At 59.2% G+C, this 19,986-nt stretch carries 18 protein-coding genes and 1 rRNA gene; 13 read left to right on the top strand and 6 right to left on the bottom strand.

What is annotated here, in order from left to right; all coding sequences use genetic code 11:
• Positions 1-34 precede the first annotated feature (34 nt).
• Complete coding sequence (gene infA, locus G7020_RS20425) at positions 35-253, top strand: translation initiation factor IF-1 (protein WP_002553999.1); 219 nt, start codon at positions 35-37, stop codon at positions 251-253.
• A 163-nt stretch (positions 254-416) separates the two neighbouring features.
• On the opposite strand, the gene clpA is transcribed toward infA, so the two are convergent.
• Both clpA and clpS read right to left on the bottom strand, forming a co-directional pair.
• Entirely contained in the window at positions 417-2,684 is a 2,268-nt protein-coding gene (clpA, locus tag G7020_RS20420) for an ATP-dependent Clp protease ATP-binding subunit ClpA (RefSeq protein ID WP_181086826.1), read from the bottom strand.
• Positions 2,685-2,713: 29 nt separating this feature from the next.
• Positions 2,714-3,076 (bottom strand): ATP-dependent Clp protease adapter ClpS, encoded by a 363-nt coding sequence (clpS, locus tag G7020_RS20415; RefSeq protein WP_181086825.1) that lies wholly within the window; start codon positions 3,074-3,076, stop codon positions 2,714-2,716.
• Positions 3,077-3,293: 217 nt separating this feature from the next.
• On the opposite strand from clpS, the gene cspD reads away from it, so the two are divergent.
• Positions 3,294-3,551: a cold shock domain-containing protein CspD gene (gene cspD / locus G7020_RS20410; protein ID WP_181086824.1), complete on the top strand. Its 258-nt coding sequence runs from the start codon at positions 3,294-3,296 to the stop codon at positions 3,549-3,551.
• 55 nt (positions 3,552-3,606) lie between these two features.
• On the opposite strand, the gene icd is transcribed toward cspD, so the two are convergent.
• On the bottom strand, positions 3,607-4,863 hold the full coding sequence (gene icd, locus G7020_RS20405; protein ID WP_181086823.1) for an NADP-dependent isocitrate dehydrogenase: 1,257 nt from the start codon (positions 4,861-4,863) through the stop codon (positions 3,607-3,609).
• Between the two features lie 353 nt (positions 4,864-5,216).
• Here icd and G7020_RS20400 point away from each other — a divergent pair, with 353 nt between their 5' ends.
• The 10 genes from G7020_RS20400 (at position 5,217) to G7020_RS20355 (ending at position 16,484) form a co-directional block, all read left to right on the top strand.
• Positions 5,217-7,442, top strand: a complete 2,226-nt coding sequence (locus G7020_RS20400; protein ID WP_181086822.1) for an NADP-dependent isocitrate dehydrogenase — start codon at positions 5,217-5,219, stop codon at positions 7,440-7,442.
• A 121-nt stretch (positions 7,443-7,563) separates the two neighbouring features.
• Complete coding sequence (locus G7020_RS20395; RefSeq protein ID WP_181086821.1) at positions 7,564-8,013, top strand: NUDIX hydrolase; 450 nt, start codon at positions 7,564-7,566, stop codon at positions 8,011-8,013.
• Positions 8,014-8,072: 59 nt separating this feature from the next.
• Positions 8,073-9,203, top strand: coding sequence for a tRNA 2-thiouridine(34) synthase MnmA (mnmA, locus tag G7020_RS20390; protein WP_181086820.1), 1,131 nt, complete (start codon positions 8,073-8,075; stop codon positions 9,201-9,203).
• Positions 9,200-9,823, top strand: a complete 624-nt coding sequence (gene hflD, locus G7020_RS20385; RefSeq protein WP_181086819.1) for a high frequency lysogenization protein HflD — start codon at positions 9,200-9,202, stop codon at positions 9,821-9,823. The genes mnmA and hflD overlap by 4 nt, the downstream gene beginning before the upstream one ends.
• A gap of 98 nt (positions 9,824-9,921) precedes the next feature.
• On the top strand, positions 9,922-11,292 hold the full coding sequence (gene purB, locus G7020_RS20380; protein ID WP_181086818.1) for an adenylosuccinate lyase: 1,371 nt from the start codon (positions 9,922-9,924) through the stop codon (positions 11,290-11,292).
• Positions 11,293-11,368: 76 nt separating this feature from the next.
• Positions 11,369-12,535 (top strand): cupin domain-containing protein, encoded by a 1,167-nt coding sequence (locus G7020_RS20375; protein WP_181086817.1) that lies wholly within the window; start codon positions 11,369-11,371, stop codon positions 12,533-12,535.
• A complete protein-coding gene (locus tag G7020_RS20370) occupies positions 12,528-12,953 on the top strand; it encodes a GNAT family N-acetyltransferase (RefSeq protein ID WP_181086816.1) in 426 nt (141 codons plus the stop codon). Before G7020_RS20375 ends, G7020_RS20370 begins: the two co-directional genes overlap by 8 nt.
• 35 nt (positions 12,954-12,988) lie before the next feature.
• Complete coding sequence (locus tag G7020_RS20365) at positions 12,989-13,582, top strand: histone acetyltransferase HPA2 (protein ID WP_258189408.1); 594 nt, start codon at positions 12,989-12,991, stop codon at positions 13,580-13,582.
• Positions 13,579-14,385, top strand: a complete 807-nt coding sequence (locus G7020_RS20360) for a secretin N-terminal domain-containing protein (RefSeq protein ID WP_181086814.1) — start codon at positions 13,579-13,581, stop codon at positions 14,383-14,385. The genes G7020_RS20365 and G7020_RS20360 overlap by 4 nt, the downstream gene beginning before the upstream one ends.
• Positions 14,386-14,888: 503 nt before the next feature.
• Positions 14,889-16,484, top strand: a complete 1,596-nt coding sequence (locus G7020_RS20355) for an isocitrate lyase (RefSeq protein WP_181086813.1) — start codon at positions 14,889-14,891, stop codon at positions 16,482-16,484.
• Between the two features lie 102 nt (positions 16,485-16,586).
• On the opposite strand, the gene G7020_RS20350 is transcribed toward G7020_RS20355, so the two are convergent.
• Both G7020_RS20350 and G7020_RS20345 read right to left on the bottom strand, forming a co-directional pair.
• Positions 16,587-17,636 (bottom strand): AI-2E family transporter, encoded by a 1,050-nt coding sequence (locus tag G7020_RS20350; RefSeq protein ID WP_181086844.1) that lies wholly within the window; start codon positions 17,634-17,636, stop codon positions 16,587-16,589.
• A 141-nt stretch (positions 17,637-17,777) separates the two neighbouring features.
• Entirely contained in the window at positions 17,778-19,094 is a 1,317-nt protein-coding gene (locus tag G7020_RS20345) for a Na+/H+ antiporter family protein (RefSeq protein ID WP_181086812.1), read from the bottom strand.
• Between the two features lie 215 nt (positions 19,095-19,309).
• Between G7020_RS20345 and queD the strand changes: the two genes are divergently transcribed.
• A complete protein-coding gene (gene queD, locus G7020_RS20340) occupies positions 19,310-19,666 on the top strand; it encodes a 6-carboxytetrahydropterin synthase QueD (protein WP_181086811.1) in 357 nt (118 codons plus the stop codon).
• 244 nt (positions 19,667-19,910) lie between these two features.
• On the opposite strand, the gene rrf is transcribed toward queD, so the two are convergent.
• A 5S ribosomal RNA gene (gene rrf, locus G7020_RS24380) occupies positions 19,911-19,986 on the bottom strand; the annotation flags it as partial.

Genomic DNA, 19,986 nt, shown 5'->3' with positions numbered 1-19,986 from the left:
AGGGTCAATCATTGGTTATCGAGGGCTTTACTGAATGTCGAAAGAAGACAGCTTCGAAATGGAAGGTACTGTCGTCGACACCCTGCCCAACACCATGTTTCGCGTGGAGTTGGAAAATGGGCACGTCGTTACTGCGCACATCTCTGGAAAGATGCGCAAGAACTACATCCGGATTCTGACCGGTGACAAGGTTCGTGTAGAACTGACACCGTACGATTTGAGCAAAGGTCGCATCACCTACCGCGCTCGTTGATACGAGACGCGAGAAAGAATGCCCGGCCAGAGCCGGGCTTTTTTGTTTGTACTTCCATGCCCCCAGCGCCTGTCCTGTCATTGCACGCGAATAGCGGATAGCAAAACGCCCGGCAACTGCCAGGCGTTCTGATTTCACCCGTGGTAGATGCCTCGCCCGCTCCTCAGGCGAGCTCGGCGCTGGTTTCGAATTCGAAGACCAGCTCTCCATCACGCACATCGACGTGAACCACGCCGCCATGTTCGGCCAGTTCGCCAAAGAGAATCTCTTCTGCCAACGGTCGCTTGATCTTGTCCTGGATCAGCCGCGCCATTGGCCTTGCACCCATCTGCACGTCGTAACCACCCTCGGCCAGCCAGCCGCGCGCCGCATCCGAGACCTCCAGCGTGACGTGCTTGTCCTCAAGCTGCGCCTGCAACTCGATGAGGAACTTGTCCACGATGCTCTTGATCACCTCATGGCTCAGGCGACCGAACTGGATGATGGTATCCAGGCGGTTGCGGAATTCGGGCGTGAAGCTCTTCTTGATCACTTCCATCGCATCGGACGCATGGTCCTGATGCGTGAAGCCGATCGAAGCCCTGGCCGCCGTTTCCGCCCCGGCATTGGTGGTCATGATGAGGATGACGTTGCGGAAGTCCGCCTTGCGCCCGTTGTTGTCCGTCAGCGTCCCGTGGTCCATGACCTGCAGCAGCAGGTTGAAGACTTCAGGATGAGCCTTCTCGATCTCGTCGAGCAGCAGTACGCAATGCGGCTGCTTGGTGATCGCCTCGGTCAGCAGGCCACCCTGATCGAACCCCACATAGCCGGGAGGCGCGCCGATCAGGCGTGATACCGTGTGCCGCTCCATGTACTCGGACATGTCGAAGCGCACCAGCTCGATACCCAGCGCACGGGCCAGCTGTCTGGCGGCTTCGGTCTTGCCGACGCCGGTGGGGCCGGCAAAGAGGAACGAGCCTACCGGCTTGTCCGGCGCTTTCAGCCCGGCACGGGAAAGCTTGATCGCGGTAGACAGCGAGTCGATCGCGTCATCCTGGCCAAAGACCGTCAGTTTCAGGTCGCGCTCCAGGTTGCGCAGCAGCTCCTTGTCGGAGGTGCTGACGTGCTTTGGCGGAATCCGCGCGATCTTGGCGACGATGTCCTCGACCTGTTCCACATCGATGCGCTTGGCGCGCTTTTCTTCCGGCTGCAGGCGCTGGAAGGCGCCCGCCTCGTCGATCACGTCAATCGCCTTGTCGGGCATATGGCGGTCGTTGATATAGCGCGACGCCAGCTCGGCGGCCGCGCGCAGTGATTCGTCGCTGTACTCGATGCTGTGGTGCTGCTCGAAACGCCCTTTCAGGCCGCGCAGAATGCCGATGGTGTCCTCGACGGACGGCTCGCTGACATCGACTTTCTGAAAGCGCCGCGCCAGTGCCCTGTCCTTCTCGAAGATGCCGCGAAACTCCTGAAAGGTCGTCGAGCCGATGCAGCGGATCTCACCCGAGGAGAGCAGCGGCTTGAGCAGGTTGGAAGCGTCCATCACGCCACCCGACGCAGCACCTGCACCGATGATGGTATGGATTTCGTCAATGAACAGAACCGCCTGGGGCCGCTTGCGCAATTCGTTCAACAGCGCCTTGAAACGCTTCTCGAAGTCGCCCCGGTACTTGGTGCCCGCAAGCAAGGCACCCAGGTCCAGCGAATAGACGACGCTGTCGGCCAGCAGCTCCGGCACCTGGTTATCGACGATGCGCTTGGCCAGACCTTCGGCGATCGCCGTCTTGCCTACCCCGGCCTCACCCACCAGTAATGGATTGTTCTTGCGCCTGCGCGCCAGGATCTGCGCGACGCGCTCGACTTCGTGTTCGCGCCCGACCAGCGGATCGATTCGCCCCTGGCGCGCCAGCTCGTTGAGATTGCTGGCATAGGCGTCCAGCGGATTGCCGGAAGCAGAAGCTTCTCCACCGTCTTCATCCTGCATATCCGAGTCGCTTTCGGCATTGCCGCCGCCCTGCACCTTGGAAATACCGTGAGCGATGTAGTTGACGACATCTATGCGCGCGACGTTCTGTTGCTTGAGCAGATAAACAGCCTGGCTTTCCTGCTCGCTGAATATCGCCACCAGCACATTGGCGCCCGTGACTTCGCGCTTGCCGGAACTCTGCACATGAAAAACCGCACGCTGCAGCACTCGCTGGAAGCCCAGGGTTGGCTGAGTTTCACGCTCTTCGTCATGCTGAGGAATCAGCGGAGTGGTGGAATCAATGAATTCCTGCAGATCATGCCGCAGCTTGTCGAGGCTGGCTCCGCAGGCGCGCAAAACGGTTGCGGCGGCCTCGTTGTCCAGCAGGGCTAACAGGAGATGCTCCACCGTCATGAATTCATGACGCTTGGTACGAGCCTCCTTGAAGGCCAGATTCAGAGTGACTTCGAGCTCACGGTTCAACATAGCTTTCACCTCTTACCCAGCAGTCGGGGTTAACCGTCCTTCTCGATCTCACAAAGCAACGGGTGCTGGCACTCCCTTGCATATTGATTGACCTGCATCGCTTTGGTTTCAGCAACATCCCGAGTGTAAACACCACAAACGGCTCGTCCTTCGGTATGAACCGTCAGCATGATCCTGGTGGAGACCTCCCGGTTGTGATTGAAAATCCCCTCCAGTACCTCCACGACAAAGTCCATTGGCGTGTAGTCGTCATTGAACATGACAACTTTGAACATGGGTGGTGCCTTCAGTTGCGGTCTGGCTTCTTCGATCGCCACCCCGGAGGCGTCGTCGCCCTCGCTCTCTGGTCGATCCTGATTGAATATTAGTCGAATCACTGGTGATGCACGCATGCGAATAAACGGTCTACGTCGGGGCACCAAGGCCGGGTAAATTGAAGGGCTTCACAGCCACCTGACGAGTCGCCTTGACTATCGGCAAAACGATGATACAAACAGTATGTGCCACAAAGGCAACAGGTTGCGCGCACGGTGTCATGCAGTGCTGCACCCGCGCGGAATGAAATGGATGTTACTCCAGTGATGGACTCCTTTGCAGAGGGATAAGAGCATGCTAAGCGGTAAGGTCAAGTGGTTCAACAACGCCAAGGGCTATGGTTTCATCGTAGCAGACGGTGACGATGAGGACCTGTTCGCCCACTACTCTGCCATTCAGATGGAAGGGTATAGAACTCTCAAGGCTGGGCAGGCGGTCAGGTTTGAAATTCTGCAGGGACCCAAGGGCCTGCATGCAACCAATATCAGGTCGTTGCAGGCAACCGAGGATGCAGTCGCGCCCATCTCCCAACATTCGGCTGTAGAAGCCTGATCCAGCAACAGAAAAGGCCGATCGGTGATCGGCCTTTTCTGTTCTTACCCATTTTTTACATGTGGGAGATCATGGCGTCGCCGAAGCCGGAGCAGGACACCAGCTTCGCGCCCTCCATCTGGCGCTCGAAGTCGTAGGTCACCGTCTTGGCGGCGATGGCGTCTTCGGTTGATTTGATCAGCAGATCGGCTGCTTCGACCCAGCCCATGTGGCGCAACATCATCTCGGCAGAGAGAATCAGCGAGCCGGGATTGACCTTGTCCTGACCGGCGTATTTCGGCGCAGTGCCGTGGGTCGCCTCGAACATGGCCACCGTATCGGACAGGTTGGCACCCGGCGCGATACCGATACCACCAACCTCGGCCGCCAGCGCATCAGAAAGGTAGTCGCCATTGAGGTTCAGGGTGGCGATGACGTCATATTCGGCAGGACGCAGCAGGATCTGCTGCAGCATGGCATCGGCGATGGCATCCTTCACGACAATGGTCTTGCCGGTGTTCGGATTGTTGAACTGCATCCAGGGACCACCGTCCAGCAGCTCGGCACCGAACTCGTCACGCGCCACCTCGTAGCCCCACTCCTTGAAGGCACCCTCGGTGAACTTCATGATGTTGCCCTTGTGCACCAGGGTCACTGAGCTGCGATCATTGTCCACCGCGTATTGCAGGGCCTTGCGCACCAGACGCTTGGTACCTTCAAGAGACACCGGCTTGATGCCGATGCCGCAATTTTCGGTAAAGCGGATTTTCGTGACGCCCATTTCCTCGGTGAGGAACTTGATCACTTTTTCACATTCGGGCGAGCCGGCCTTCCACTCGACGCCTGCATAGATATCCTCCGAGTTCTCGCGAAAGATCACCATGTCGACATCGGCAGGCTTCTTGACCGGGCTGGGCACCCCGGTAAACCAGCGAACCGGGCGCTGGCAGACGTACAGGTCCAGCTCCTGACGCAGCGCGACGTTCAGCGAACGAATCCCACCTCCCACCGGCGTGGTCAACGGCCCCTTGATGGAAACCACATAGTCGCGCACGACGTCCAGCGTCTCCTTCGGCAACCAGGTGTCCTGATCGTAAACCTGAGTAGCTTTTTCACCGGCGTAGATTTCCATCCAGGCAATCTTGCGCTCGCCGCCGTAGGCTTTTTCGACGGCGGCATCAACGACCTTGATCATTACCGGGCTGATATCGACACCAATTCCGTCACCCTCTATATAAGGAATGATCGGGTTGTTCGGGACATTCAGAGTGTTATCGGCATTGACAGTGATTTTGTCACCGCTGGCTGGCACCTGGATCTTTTGGTATCCCATGCTGGACTCCGTTTTGGTGGGTAAAAACAGTGGTCATCCTTGAGAGTACCCCAGTTGAATCGACCGAAACCATCTCTGCCATCGTCTTATGGTCTAGGCATTCTGGGAAAGTGACGTGCGGTGATATACTACTTAGGTGACTAACGAGTCATGAGGAGCCAGCCGGTCTCTAACGAGTCCTCCTCTCCTGAAACCATCCGACTGCCAACCGCAGCCGTATGGAGCCAACACTCTAGTGGTGTACCCAACATCATCGCGGCGAACCTCGATTTCTGGCTCAACGAACGCAGCCAGAGCGTCTACCCACGCACTTCGGGATTCTGTGCACGCACAGCAAGAGAGAGCCAACATCAATGTCCACCCGCTCGAAGATCATCTACACCTTCACCGACGAAGCCCCGGCGCTGGCCACTTATTCGCTTCTGCCCATCGTGGAAACCTTTGCGGCCTCAGCCGACATAGCCGTCGAAACCAGTGACATCTCTCTTGCAGGACGCATTCTTGCAAGCTTTGCCGACCAATTGGACGCCGACAAGCGAATCGAGGATGACCTCGCCAAACTGGCGGTTCTGGCTACCAATCCGGAAGCCAACATCATCAAGCTGCCCAACATCAGCGCATCGGTTCCCCAGCTGCGCACGGCCATCGCCGAACTGCAGGCCCTGGGCTACGACATTCCGGATTACCCGGAAGATCCGCAGACCGACGCTGAAAAAGACGCACGCGCACGCTACAGCAAGGTACTGGGAAGCGCAGTGAACCCCGTCCTGCGTGAAGGCAACTCGGATCGCCGTGCACCTGCTGCCGTCAAGGCCTACGCACGCAAGCACCCGCACTCGATGGGCAAGTGGAGCATGGCTTCGCAGTCCCACGCTGACTACATGCGCGGCGGCGACTTCTTCTCCAGCGAACAGTCCGTCACCATGGACAAGGCTGATGAAGTACGCCTCGAATTCGTCGGCAAGGACGGTCAGGTCGAAGTCAAGAAACAGCTCGCGCTACAGGAAGGCGAAGTCCTCGACAGCATGTTCATGAGCTGCAAGAAGCTGCGCGAGTTCTTCGAGAAGACCCTGCAGGAGTGCAAGGAAACCGGCGTGATGTGGTCCCTGCACGTCAAGGCCACCATGATGAAGATCTCCCACCCGATCGTCTTCGGTCATGCCGTCAGCGTTTACTACAAGGAAGTGTTCGACAAATACGGCAAGCTCTTCGAGGAGCTGGGCGTCAACCCGAACAACGGCATCAGCAGCGTCTACGACAAGATCAAGTCCCTGCCCGCCTCGCAGCAGGAAGAAATCCTCGACGACATTCACGCCTGCTACAGCCATCGTCCGGAAATGGCCATGGTCGATTCGGTCAAGGGCATTACCAACCTGCACATTCCCAGCGATGTCATCGTCGATGCCTCGATGCCTGCGATGATCCGCAGCTCCGGGCAGATGTGGGGCAAGGACGGCAAGCTCAAGGACACCAAGGCAGTAATGCCGGAAAGCACTTACGCCCGCATCTATCAAGAGATGATCAACTTCTGCAAGACCAACGGCGCTTTCGACCCGGTCACCATGGGCAGCGTGCCCAACGTCGGTCTGATGGCGCAGAAAGCAGAAGAATACGGTTCCCACGACAAGACCTTCGAGATGACTGCTGACGGCACCATGCGTGTCGTCCTCGCCGATGGCACCGTGCTGATGCAGCACGAAGTGGAGAAAGACGACATCTGGCGCGCCTGCCAGACCAAGGACGCGCCGATCCGCGACTGGGTCAAGCTGGCCGTCACCCGCGCACGCCAATCCGACACCCCGGCGATCTTCTGGCTCGATCCGGAACGCGCTCATGATCGCGAACTGCAGAAGAAGGTCGAAACCTACCTGCAGGAGCATGATCTGAGCGGCCTGGACATCCGCATCATGGGCTACAACGAAGCCATCCGCGTCAGCATGGAACGCATGATCCGTGGCCTGGACACCATTTCGGTGACCGGCAACGTACTGCGCGACTACCTGACCGACCTGTTCCCGATCATGGAACTGGGCACTTCGGCCAAAATGCTTTCCATCGTCCCGCTGATGGCCGGCGGCGGCATGTACGAAACCGGCGCCGGCGGTTCGGCACCCAAGCACGTCCAGCAGCTGATCGAAGAAAACCACCTGCGCTGGGATTCGCTCGGCGAGTTCCTGGCCCTGGCCGTTTCCCTGGAAGAAACCGGGATCAAGACGGACAACCCCAAGGCCAAGCTGCTCGGCAAGACCCTCGATGCCGCCACCGGAAAACTGCTCGACACCAACAAGTCGCCTTCGCGTCGTACCGGCGAACTGGACAACCGTGGCAGCCACTTCTACCTGGCACTCTACTGGGCACAGGAGCTGGCAGCCCAGACCGAAGATCCGGAGTTGCAGGCACATTTCGCTCCCCTGGCGAAAACACTGGCTGAAAACGAGCAAACCATCGTCGCCGAACTCGCCGCCGTACAGGGCAAGCCGGTGGATATTGGTGGCTACTACCGCTCCAACCCGAAACTGACCAGTGAAGCCATGCGCCCCAGCGCAACCTTCAATGCCGCACTCGCCGCATTGGTCTAACCTGTCGTCTGACGCCTGAAGGCGTTACGGCAAACGAAACCCCAGCCCTGCGCTGGGGTTTCGCGTTTTCAGGCCAGGCTCCACTGTTACCATGAACCACCACTGCCCCGAAGATATTCATATGACCTGGCACCCCCACATCACCGTCGCCACCATCGTCGAGCGCAATGGTCACTTTCTCATGGTCGAAGAATCCCAGGCGGGACAGCGGGTACTGAACCAGCCCGCCGGACACCTGGAACCCAATGAAAGCCTGCAACAGGCGGCAATACGCGAAACACTGGAGGAAACCGGCTGGGAGGTAGAGCTGAGCGCTGTCGTCGGCATCTACCTCTACACTGCGCCCGCCAACGGCGTGACCTACCAGCGCGTCTGTTTTGCCGCCCGGCCCGTCCTGCATCATCCACAGCGACCGCTCGACAGCGATATCATCGCCGCCCACTGGCTGAGCCGGGACGAGCTGGCGGCCCGGCCCGAACACTGGCGCAGTGAACTGGTGCCGCGCTGTATCGATGACTATCTGGCCGGTTCGCTGTACAGCCTGGACATACTGCGTGATCCACGCCCTTAGCCTTTGTCTTCGTCAGCCTGTAGAATTTCGTATTTTTGGCAGCCCGCTACCGAGATCCCATGTCCGATCCAGCCCTCCAAGCCCCTGAAACCCTGCGCGTCATCGTCGGCATGTCCGGTGGCGTCGACTCTTCGGTTTCCGCCCTGCTCCTGCTCGAACAGGGTTATCAGGTCGAAGGCCTGTTCATGAAGAACTGGGAAGAAGACGACGGCACCGAGTACTGCACCGCCCGGGAAGACCTGGCGGACGCCCAGGCTGTCTGCGACAGAATCGGGATCAGACTGCACACGGCCAACTTCGCCGCCGAATACTGGGATAACGTATTCGAGCATTTTCTCGCCGAGTACAAGGCGGGCCGTACACCGAATCCTGACATCCTCTGCAACCGGGAAATCAAGTTCAAGGCCTTCCTCGATTATGCCCTGTCGCTCGGGGCCGACCTGATCGCCACCGGCCACTACGTGCGCCGCCGCGATGTCGACGGGCGCTGCGAACTGCTCAAGGGCCTGGACCCGAACAAGGACCAGAGCTATTTCCTCCACGCCGTCGGCGGCGCGCAGTTGAGCAAGACCCTGTTTCCCGTCGGCGAGCTGGAAAAGCCGGAGGTACGCACCATCGCCGAGAAATACGGCCTGGCCACGGCGAAGAAGAAGGACTCCACCGGCATCTGCTTTATCGGCGAGCGTCGCTTCAGTGACTTCCTCAAACAGTACCTGCCGGCCCAGCCCGGCGACATCGAGACCATCGACGGCGAGGTCATCGGGCGGCACCACGGCCTTATGTACCACACCATCGGGCAGCGTCAGGGGCTGGGGATCGGTGGTCTGAGAGACGCTGGCGATGAGCCCTGGTACGTCTTGAGCAAGGACCTGGAGCGCAACGTACTGTTGGTCGGCCAGGGCAATGACCATCCCTGGTTGTTCGCACGCGCCCTGCGTGTATCGGACATCTACTGGGTCAACCCTGTCGAACTGTCCGCGCCGCTGCGCATCGCGGCCAAGGTGCGCTACCGCCAGGCCGATCAGACCTGCAGGCTGGAAAAGACCGATGCTGGCTACCGGGTCGAATTCGACGAGCCTCAACGCGCCGTGACACCCGGTCAATCGGTGGTGTTCTATGACGGTGAAATCTGCCTCGGTGGCGGCGTGATCGAAAGCGCCGAACCCTGGTTCGACGGAGATCGCCCATGACCCCCATGCAGGAACAGCTGATCGCACTCGGCGCGGTATTCGAGGCCGCAACCCTGGTTGACCGGATCGCCCGCACCGGCCAGGTGCCCAACGCCTCGCTGGCCTGCATGTTCGAGAGCCTGCTGGTACGCGAGAACAAGCCGGTGGTGGAAATCTACGGCGGCGACGACCTCAATCTGCGCGACGGCTATCGGGCGCTCGCCAGCGCCCTGGAGCGCAACACCAGCAGCCTGCAACGCGAGCCGCTGCGCTATGCGCTGGCAATGATCGGCCTGGAGCGGCAACTGGACAAGCGCGGCGACCTGCTGCAGGTGATCGGCAGTCGCCTGGACCAGATCCAGCAGCAGGTCGAGCACTTCGGGCTGACCCATGAAAATGTCGTCGCGTCCTTCGGCGGCCTGTATCAGGACACCATCAGCACCTTTCGGCAGCGTATTCAGGTGCAGGGCGACATGCGTCATCTCCAGCAGACCGACAACGCCGCGAAAATCCGTGCGCTGCTGCTCGCCGGTATCCGCTCGGCGCGGCTCTGGCGCCAGCTTGGCGGGCATCGCTGGCAGCTGGTTTTCAGCCGCCGCAAGATGCTCGACACGCTCTATCCAATGCTACGGTCCGAGTAGCCGGGCGCACTCGAACCGACAGCCTTCGGTCGGTCGAGTCGCTTTCATGTATAATCTGCGCCCTCTTTTCGTTGCTCGACTGCCTGAGAATGCCTCCTATGCAGCTTTCCTCGCTCACCGCGGTTTCCCCCGTCGATGGCCGCTATGCCGGCAAAACCAGCGCCCTGCGCCCGATTTTCAGCGAATTCGGCCTGATTCGCTGCCGTGTTCAGGTCGAAGTCCGCTGGCTGCAGCGCCTCGCCGCTCACAGCGGTATTCCGGAAGTTGCGCCCTTCTCCGACGAAGCCAATGCGCTGCTCGACCAGCTTGCGGAAAACTTCCAGTTGGAGCATGCCGAGCGCGTCAAGGAATTCGAGCGCACCACCAACCACGACGTCAAAGCCGTGGAATACCTCCTCAAGGAGCAGGCCAAACAGCTGCCTGAGCTGGCCAAGGTCAACGAATTCATCCACTTCGCCTGCACCAGCGAAGACATCAACAACCTGTCCCACGCGCTGATGCTGCGCGAAGGCCGCGACAGCGTGCTGCTGCCGCTAATGCGCCAACTGGCCGAATCCATTCGCGCCCTGGCCGTGCAATTCGCCGATGTGCCGATGCTGTCACGCACCCACGGCCAGCCGGCATCGCCGACCACCCTGGGCAAGGAACTGGCCAACGTGGTCTACCGCCTGGAGCGCCAGATCGCCCAGGTTGCCGCCGTACCGCTGCTGGGCAAGATCAATGGCGCAGTCGGCAACTACAACGCCCACCTGTCCGCCTACCCGGACGTGGACTGGGAAGCCAATGCCCGCGAATTCATCGAGGGCGACCTGGGCCTGCAGTTCAACCCCTACACCACGCAGATCGAGCCGCATGACTACATCGCCGAACTGTTCGATGCCGTGGCGCGGTTCAACACCATCCTGATCGATTTCGACCGCGACATCTGGGGCTATATCTCCCTCGGCTATTTCAAGCAGAAGACCGTCGCCGGCGAAATCGGCTCCTCGACCATGCCGCACAAGGTCAACCCCATCGACTTCGAGAACTCCGAAGGTAACCTGGGGATCGCCAACGCCATCCTGCAGCACCTGGCCAGCAAGCTGCCGATCTCCCGCTGGCAACGCGACCTGACCGATTCCACCGTCCTGCGCAACCTGGGCGTCGGTTTCGCCCACAGCGTCATCGCCTACGAAGCCAGCCTCAAGGGCATCGGCAAGCTGGAGCTGAACGCTGCACGCATCGCCGAAGATCTCGACAACTGCTGGGAAGTGCTGGCCGAACCGGTGCAGACCGTCATGCGTCGCTACGCCATCGAAAACCCCTACGAGAAACTCAAGGAATTGACGCGCGGCAAGGGCATCAGCCCTGAAGCGCTGCAATCTTTCATCGCCAGCCTCGAGATGCCCGAAGCGGCCAAGGAAGAATTGCGCGCACTCACGCCGGCGAACTACATCGGCAACGCCGTGGCCCAGGCCAAGCGGGTCTGAGCGAATTCCCCTTTTGCACGCCCGGCAGTGCCGGGCGTTTTTATTACAGCTCTATCCACAGAGCAAGGTACACGGCATGACTTCCGATATTCCCCTGCAAATCCTCGGCGGTATCAGTGCGCGCGAATTCCTGCGTGATTACTGGCAAAAGAAACCGCTGCTTATCCGTCAGGCCATTCTGTCATTCGAAAACCCGATTTCGCCCGATGAGCTGGCCGGGCTGTCCCTGGAAGAAGAAGTCGAATCACGCCTGGTCGTGGAGCATGGCGACAGCCCCTGGGAGCTTCGGCGCGGCCCGTTCACGGAAGACACCTACCAGAACCTGCCCGAGCGGGATTGGACGCTGCTGGTCCAGGCGGTGGACCAACTGGTTCCTGAAGTCGCCGAACTCACCGAGCACTTCCGCTTTTTGCCTAACTGGCGCATCGATGACGTGATGGTCAGCTTCGCCGCCCCCGGTGGTGGCGTCGGCCCCCACTTCGACAACTATGACGTCTTCCTGCTCCAGGCTCACGGCCAGCGCCGTTGGCGCATCGGCCAGATGTGCGACAGCGAAAGCCCTCTGCTGGAACATGGCGACCTGCGCATTCTCGCCGACTTCCAGGGTACCGATGAATGGGTGCTGGAACCCGGCGACATGCTCTACCTGCCACCCCGCCTGGCGCATTTCGGCACCGCCGAGGATGCCTGCATGACCTACTCGGTAGGCTTCCGGGCACCCAGCGCGGCGGAAGTACTGACGCATTTCACCGATTTTCTCGCACAGTTCCTGCCCGATGAAGAACGCTACAGCGATGCCGACCAGCTACCCGTCGAGGACCCGCACCAGATCCAGAGCGATGCGCTGGATCGCCTGCGAGCCATGCTCAACGAACACATGGGTGACGAGCGTCTGCTGCTGACCTGGTTCGGCCAGTTCATGACCGAACCCCGCTATCCGGAACGCGTACAGGGACCGGAGATCGATGAGCAGCAACTGTCCGAGGCCCTCGCCAATGGCGCCATCCTGGTGCGCAATCTCAGCGCCCGCCTAGCCTGGAGCGAAATCGACATCGGTCTTCTGCTGTTCGCCAGCGGCCAGAGCCGCCTGCTCCCACCCCATCTGAAGGAACTGCTGAAGCTGCTCTGCTCCGCCGATGCACTGCACAGCGAAAACCTTGGCCAATGGCTGAACGATGAAGATGGGCGTAATCTTGTGCTGCAACTGGTAAAACAGGGAAGTCTGGAGTTTGCTGATGACTGAAATAGCCGTTCGAATCGCTGACTGGCAACAGGACAATGCAGACCTGCGTCGGATCAGGGAAACCGTATTCGTTGCCGAGCAGTCGGTCCCGCCGGAACTCGAATGGGACGGTGATGATGAAGAGGCCATCCATTTCCTGGCTCTGGAAAATGGCTACCCCATCGGCACCGCACGCCTGCTGAGCGATGGCCAGATCGGTCGCGTTTCGGTACTGCGCGACTGGCGCGGCATGAACATCGGCGACGCCCTGATGCGTGCGGTCATTGCCGAAGCCGAACGTCGCGGTCTCAGGGAGCAAAGACTGACCGCCCAGGTTCACGCTACAAGGTTCTACGAACGACTCGGTTTCGAGGTCGTGAGCGAGGAATTTCTGGAAGCCGGACTGCCTCACGTCGACATGCTGCGCACAAGCGGCTGATTCCCGACATGAGTACGGATGACTCGAATCCCCCGATGACCGCAAGCGAACCGGCAGCCATCGACTTCGAGTCTCCTGGGCGTTACCGCATCAACAATCCGCTACAGCCGCAGCGGAGAAATCGTCCCGAAGCCTTTGCAGCGGATGGCAGTGACACGCTCCAATCGTTCGAAACACGGGAAGACGCACGCCGGCATACGCTGGCGCTGTTCGGGCAGGCACGACACTCGCTGTGCCTGTACAGCCCCGATCTGGAGCCCTGGCTCTACAACCAGGACGATATCGTGCAGGCCGCCACGGGCTTTCTTCTGGCACACCCACGCAATCGTTTGCGCATTCTGCTTGCAGACCCGACCCTCGCCATCCGGCAAGGCCACCGCCTGCTGACGCTGGCGCGCCGATTGACCAGCAGCATGCAGATCCGCACACTCAATCACGACTATCCGGCGCAAACCTCTGCCTTTCTGGTCGTCGATGAACGCTGCCTGCTGATACGTCCCGAACCGGAGCGCATTGCAGGCTATGCGCTCTACCAGAACCCCGGTCGAGCCCGCGCCCTGCGCCGCCAATTCGACAGTGCCTGGGAGCACAGCCTGTCCCATTCGGATCTGCGGAGTTTCCTGCTATGACGTGCCGTCTGCTTCTTCTCGCCTCGCTCTTGCTCAGCACGACCCTCCAGGCCGCGACCGAAGTGATTCCACTCAACTTCCGTATGGCCCAGGACATGCTGCCCATCGCGGAGTCGGTAGTCGGCGATCAGGGCAAGGTGAACGCCTACGGCAATCAGCTGATCGTCAATGCGCCGGCGGCAGTGATCGCCGAGCTGCGCGAAGTCCTGTCACAACTGGACAACGAGCCCAAACGCCTGCTCATCAGCGTAGACACCCAGAATTCGGCAGCGAGCAGCGATAGCGGCTACCGTATCGATGGCTCCGTCGTCATCGGCGACACCGAAGTGCGCGCCGGACGTGGCGAAGCAGGCGGTCGCGACCAGGTTCGCATCATTCGCCGCAACACAACCAGCCAGGGTGACGGCATTCAGCAGGTGCAGACGACCGAGGGCTACCCCGCCCTGATTCAGGTCGGGCAAAGCGTCCCCCTCACCACCAGCGCCACCGACGAGTATGGCCGACTCTATCAGCAGACCCACTATCGCAACGTCACGCGCGGCTTTTATGCCACCGCAACGGTCCACGGGGATCGCGTGCAGATCACCATCAGCAGCCAACAGGATCGAATGAGCGCGTCCCGGACAGACGTCATTGATATCCAGGAAACCGATACCCGGGTCAGCGGGCGCCTCGGCGAGTGGATTTCACTCGGCGGCATCGACGAAAGCGCCAGCTCCAACCAGAATGGAACCCTTCGTCGTCATTCGACCCAAGGACGCCAGGACCTTTCCCTTAGACTGAAAGTAGACCGACTGGAATAGCCCGAGCCAGGCGCCTGGCTCGCAGACGCAAAAATGTAGTGACCTGAAAAAAGCACTACAAAACATTTGACGAACCTATTCTGACAGCGCATCATTGCCCCGCTCCCGCTAACCAGAGGCCTCGCAAGGGCCTCCGGATCAGACTCAGCCAACCAGCAGAGAGGATCCGTGACTGTACTGCCCACAAGGCGGACTGACGAGGTTGCGACTGGAACGAGTCGTCCCGAGGGACGGGGAAGCAATTAACCCATCAGCTCGAATCTGCCAGCCTGCTCACGCAACGGCCACGCGTCCGCTGCGTATCGGAATGCCACGAGCATTCCACGGCTTGAAGACTTCCCTGATGAGCGTGACTGCACACCCTCCCCCAGGTTCAATCCTCGCTCTGGTCGGTATTTCGACGCTCTGCCGCGTGTTGCCTCGCATCATCAGCGTAAGCACGCAGGTTTCGGTGGGAAAAGTCGGTGCTCAACCAAACACGAATTTCTTTTGAAGGATTGACCATGTCCGCTTATCAAAACGACATCAAGGCCGTTGCCGCTCTGAAAGAAGTAGCTGGAAGCAGCTGGAGCGCTATCAACCCTGAGTCCGTCGCTCGCATGCGTGCTCAGAACCGCTTCAAGACCGGTCTGGAAATCGCTCAGTACACCGCCGACATCATGCGCAAGGACATGGCCGAGTACGACGCCGACTCGTCCGTTTACACCCAGTCGCTGGGTTGCTGGCATGGTTTCATCGGCCAGCAGAAGCTGATCTCCATCAAGAAGCACCTGAAGACCACCAACAAGCGTTACCTCTACCTGTCCGGCTGGATGGTCGCAGCCCTGCGTTCCGACTTCGGCCCGCTGCCGGACCAGTCGATGCACGAGAAAACTGCCGTCTCCGACCTGATTGAAGAGCTGTACACCTTCCTGCGTCAGGCTGACAGCCGCGAACTGGACCTGCTGTTCACCGCTCTGGACGCTGCCCGCGAAGCCGGCGACACCGCCAAGGCCGCTGAAATCCAGTCGCAGATCGACAACTACGAGACCCACATCGTACCGATCATCGCCGACATCGATGCCGGCTTCGGTAACCCGGAAGCCACCTACCTGCTGGCCAAGCGCATGATCGAAGCAGGCGCCTGCTGCATCCAGATCGAGAACCAGGTTTCCGACGAGAAGCAGTGCGGCCACCAGGACGGTAAAGTGACCGTTCCACACGCCGACTTCCTCGCCAAGATCGCCGCTGTTCGCTACGCGTTCCTGGAGCTGGGCATCGACAACGGCGTTATCGTTGCGCGTACCGACTCCCTGGGTGCCGGCCTGACCAAGCAGATCGCCGTGACCAAAGAGCCGGGCGACCTGGGCGACCAGTACAACGCTTTCCTGGATTGCGAAGAAATCACCGAAGCCGAACTGGGCAATGGCGATGTCGTGATCAAGCGCGAAGGCAAGCTGCTGCGTCCCAAGCGTCTGCCATCCAACCTCTTCCAGTTCCGCAAGGGCACTGGCGAAGCACGTTGCGTACTGGACTGCATCACCTCGCTGCAGAACGGCGCCGACCTGCTGTGGATCGAAACCGAGAAGCCGCACGTTGGCCAGATCGCGGCCATGGTCAATGAAATCCGCAAGACCATCCCGGACGCCAAGCTGGTCTACAACAACAGCCCGTCCTTCAACTGGACCCTGAACTTCCGCCAGCAGGTATTCGACGCGTTCGTCGCCGAAGGCAAGGACGTTTCCGCCTACGACCGCGCCAAGCTGATGAGCGTCGAGTACGACGAAACCGAACTGGCCCAGGTTGCCGACGAGAAGATCCGCACCTTCCAGAAGGACGGCTCCGCTCATGCCGGTATCTTCCACCACCTGATCACTCTGCCGACCTACCACACCGCCGCGCTGTCCACCGACAACCTGGCCAAAGGGTACTTCGCAGAAGAAGGCATGCTGGCCTACGTCAAGGGCGTTCAGCGTCAGGAGCTGCGTCAGGGCATCGCCTGCGTCAAGCACCAGAACATGGCTGGCTCCGACATCGGCGACAACCATAAAGAGTACTTCGCTGGCGAAGCAGCTCTGAAGGCAAGCGGTAAAGACAACACCATGAACCAGTTCCACTAACAGGAAGGTTCGCGGCTCGGCCCCAAGCTGAGCCAGCGTGTTGAATGGAAAGCCCCGGCAAATGCCGGGGCTTTCTGCTTTCAGGCTACTTGCTTCAACTCGTCACTCACTCTCGGGAGAGGTGAACAGTCCCCACGATGAAATGAACAAAGCAGCAATCAGGGGGCCAATGACGAAACCATTCAATCCAAACAGACTCAGCCCGCCCAGCGTGGAGATCAGTACGACATAGTCCGGCATCTTCGTGTCCTTACCCACCAGAATAGGGCGCAGAATATTGTCGACCAGACCGATCACCAGCACGCCGTACAAAATGAGAATCACGCCCTGCATGATCAGGCCTTTCATCAGGAAATAGATCGCCACGGGCGTCCAGATCAAGCCGGCACCAACCGCAGGCAATAACGAAAGAAAGGCCATCAGCACACCCCAGAGCACCGCGCTGGGAATCCCCAGTACCGCAAAAATGATTCCGCCCAGGGCACCCTGAGTCACAGCCACGACAATGTTGCCTTTCACTGTCGCTCGCACCACACGGGTGAATTTGCTGAACAACCGCCTCTTCTGGTTCTCACTCAACGGCACCGCCTGTCTGATACGGACAACCAGCTCACGTCCGTCACGGATCAGGAAGAACAGCAGATAGAGCATCAGAAAGAAGCTCAATACGAACTGGAAAGTACCCTGGCCAAAGCTGAATGCTTTGGTCGCCAGATACTGGCTACCTTGCAACGCACCGGAAGAGAGGCGCTCCCGCATCTGCTCCCAGTCATCAAAACCGAAGCGCTGCAACTGCGCCTGCGCCGAAGCAGGCAGCAGGTCTTTCGCCGCACTTACAAAGCTCCCAATATCGATTTCACCACTTTCTATCCGTCCATAGAGTGTCGAGCCTTCCTGCACGAGCACCCCGGTGATGAGGATGACCGGCAGCACGGCAACCAGCAGGCAGATGGTCAAGGTGATCAGAGCCGCAAGATTGCGGCGAGGCTTGAAGCGGTTATAAAGGCGACGCTGTACCGGCGCAAAGATAATCGCCAGGATGACGGCCCAGAACACCGCACCGTAGAAGGGAAAAAGTATCCAGCCGAAGGCCAGCGATACGACAAGCAACAGAGCGAGGAAGACTTTCTGTTCGAGCGTCGAGTTGACCATCATGCACCCTGTCGCGGTAGTTGTTCTTTTTAGTCAACGTTCGCGGGAAGGAGTGCAGGCGGTGAGCAGGATGTTGCCTTGTGGCCAGGCAACATTCTGCTCCCGATGAGCCATGCAGACGGTTATTCGTCAATGGCCGTATCAGAGCACCATGGCCGCAACCCAACCGAATGCCAGCAGGGGCAGGTTGTAGTGGAGGAAGGTCGGCACCACGGTATCCCAGATATGGTTATGCTGACCATCCACGTTCAACCCCGCCGTCGGGCCCAGCGTCGAATCGGAAGCGGGCGACCCTGCATCGCCCAGGGCACCAGCGGTTCCGACCAGACTGACGATGGCCAGAGTGCTGAAACCCAGCTCCATGCTGAGGGGCACGAAAATCGCGGCGATGATCGGAACGGTCGAAAACGACGAACCTATGCCCATGGTCACCAGCAGGCCGACCAACAGCATCAATAGCGCACCTACCGCCTTGCTGTTGCCAATCAATTGCGCCGAAGCATCGACCAGCGTTTTCACCTGGCCGGTCTCGCGCATGACTTCGGCGAAACCCGAAGCGGCGATCATGATGAAGCCGATCATCGCCATCATCTTCATGCCTTCGGTGAACAGGTCATCGGCTTCGCGCCAACGCACTACCCGCGAGACCGAGAAGATCACGAAGCCTGCCAGCGCGCCAATGATCATCGAGTCGAGCCACAACTGAATGGCGAAAGCGACCGCAATCGCAACGCCCGCGACGAGCAGCGTCAGCGGGCTGTACTGGACGCCGACCTGCACCGAAGCATCGACTTTCTGCAGCTCATAGGCACGCGGTTTACGATAGCTGAACAGTGCGACCAACAGACCGGTGAGCATTCCCAGCGCTGGAATCAGCATGGCCTGAGTAACAGCGACGCCCGTTACATCCGCCCCGCTTCTGGCGACGTTGGCGAGCAGGATTTCCTTGAGGAAGATATTGCCAAACCCGACCGGCAGGAACATGTACGGCGTAATCAAACCAAAAGCGAGGACGCAGGCGATCAGCCGGCGATCGATCTGAAGCCTGGTCAGCACATAAAGCAGTGGCGGAACCAGCAGCGGAATGAAGGCGATATGAATCGGCAGGATGTTCTGGGACGAAATCGCCACAGTCAGCAGCAGGCCGACCAGTATCCACTTGACCGCCCCGCCACCGTTCACCTCTTTCCGACCGAGCATTGCCAGCACCTTGTCTGCCAATGCATGAGCCAATCCGCTCTTGCCGATCGCCACGGCAAAAGCGCCGAGCAATGCATAGGAAAGCGCGACCGTGGCACCGCCACCCAAGCCCTTGTTGAAAGCTGCCAGGCTGCCTTCAATTCCCAGCCCCCCCAACAGTCCACCCGCAATAGCTCCCGCAATCAACGCCACAACCACATGGACTCGACACAAACTGAGAACCAGCATGATCGCCACTGCTGCAACTACAGCATTCATTTCGTCCCCTTTAGCCGCTTGGCTGCACTGATAAAAAGCTGCGTACTTTGCATTACGCAGACAGGAGAGTCAAAAGAACATGCTGTACCCTCACGAATACAACCGACAACAAAGTCACGGAAAACGCCGAAGCTTGCCTGACGACACCGGCATGAAGAAAAGAAGATAAAATGAACGCCTTCGGCCCCTGAGGCCCGTCCAAGTGAGCCAGCGACGTGGAAATATTCAAAGAGTTTACATTCGAGTCTGCACACCGTTTACCGCATGTGCCTGAAGGACACAAATGCGGGCGCCTTCATGGTCACTCATTCCGAGTAGCACTTTACATCGAAGGGCAAGTCGATCCACACACCGGCTGGATACGCGACTTCGGCGAGATCAAAAGCATATTCAAGCCACTTCTTGAACGGCTTGATCATAATTACTTGAATGATCTGCCTGGCCTGGAAAACCCGACCAGCGAAAACCTGGCAAAATGGATTTGGCGTGAACTCAAGCCGCTGCTACCTGAACTATCGCGAATTCGCATCCATGAAACCTGCACAAGCGGTTGCGAATATCGCGGAGATTGAGCAAAGCCGGGCCGCCACCACTCCACATTCAATGGCGACTCACGCAGCACATTCAAAGATTCTGCCCCAGCCGCTTCGCACGTAATTGTTCTGACGAAGCGCCCTGGGAGCCCTCTCTCGCTTGAAATAAGCAGCCAAACACCACTCTACTTTCAAAGCCTGACATGCAGGCAAAGCAGGAAATTTCTTTGGTGCAAAGACAAACCCCCGATCATCTTTCGATGGTCGGGGGTTTGGTGTAGAAGCTTGACGATGACCTACTCTCACATGGGGAGACCCCACACTACCATCGGCGATGCGTCGTTTCACTTCTGAGTTCG

It is taken from the genome of Stutzerimonas stutzeri (assembly GCF_013522825.1).
GTDB classification, from domain to species: Bacteria; Pseudomonadota; Gammaproteobacteria; order Pseudomonadales; family Pseudomonadaceae; genus Stutzerimonas; species Stutzerimonas stutzeri_AK.
Note: the sequence above shows the minus strand (reverse complement) of the source record. Positions and strands in the feature narration are given on the sequence as shown.

Bases quoted from the DNA above. Each gene is read 5' to 3' on its own strand.
- purB (WP_181086818.1), top strand. From the start codon at position 9,922: ATGCAGCTTTCCTCGCTCACCGCGGTTTCCCCCGTCGATGGCCGCTAT.
- clpS (WP_181086825.1), bottom strand. From the start codon at position 3,076: ATGCGTGCATCACCAGTGATTCGACTAATATTCAATCAGGATCGACCA.
- G7020_RS20355 (WP_181086813.1), top strand. From the start codon at position 14,889: ATGTCCGCTTATCAAAACGACATCAAGGCCGTTGCCGCTCTGAAAGAA.
- infA (WP_002553999.1), top strand. From the start codon at position 35: ATGTCGAAAGAAGACAGCTTCGAAATGGAAGGTACTGTCGTCGACACC.
- G7020_RS20400 (WP_181086822.1), top strand. From the start codon at position 5,217: ATGTCCACCCGCTCGAAGATCATCTACACCTTCACCGACGAAGCCCCG.
- clpA (WP_181086826.1), bottom strand. From the start codon at position 2,684: ATGTTGAACCGTGAGCTCGAAGTCACTCTGAATCTGGCCTTCAAGGAG.
- G7020_RS20360 (WP_181086814.1), top strand. From the start codon at position 13,579: ATGACGTGCCGTCTGCTTCTTCTCGCCTCGCTCTTGCTCAGCACGACC.
- G7020_RS20345 (WP_181086812.1), bottom strand. From the start codon at position 19,094: ATGAATGCTGTAGTTGCAGCAGTGGCGATCATGCTGGTTCTCAGTTTG.
- icd (WP_181086823.1), bottom strand. From the start codon at position 4,863: ATGGGATACCAAAAGATCCAGGTGCCAGCCAGCGGTGACAAAATCACT.
- mnmA (WP_181086820.1), top strand. From the start codon at position 8,073: ATGTCCGATCCAGCCCTCCAAGCCCCTGAAACCCTGCGCGTCATCGTC.
- G7020_RS20365 (WP_258189408.1), top strand. From the start codon at position 12,989: ATGACCGCAAGCGAACCGGCAGCCATCGACTTCGAGTCTCCTGGGCGT.
- G7020_RS20375 (WP_181086817.1), top strand. From the start codon at position 11,369: ATGACTTCCGATATTCCCCTGCAAATCCTCGGCGGTATCAGTGCGCGC.
- hflD (WP_181086819.1), top strand. From the start codon at position 9,200: ATGACCCCCATGCAGGAACAGCTGATCGCACTCGGCGCGGTATTCGAG.
- G7020_RS20370 (WP_181086816.1), top strand. From the start codon at position 12,528: ATGACTGAAATAGCCGTTCGAATCGCTGACTGGCAACAGGACAATGCA.
- G7020_RS20395 (WP_181086821.1), top strand. From the start codon at position 7,564: ATGACCTGGCACCCCCACATCACCGTCGCCACCATCGTCGAGCGCAAT.
- G7020_RS20350 (WP_181086844.1), bottom strand. From the start codon at position 17,636: ATGGTCAACTCGACGCTCGAACAGAAAGTCTTCCTCGCTCTGTTGCTT.
- cspD (WP_181086824.1), top strand. From the start codon at position 3,294: ATGCTAAGCGGTAAGGTCAAGTGGTTCAACAACGCCAAGGGCTATGGT.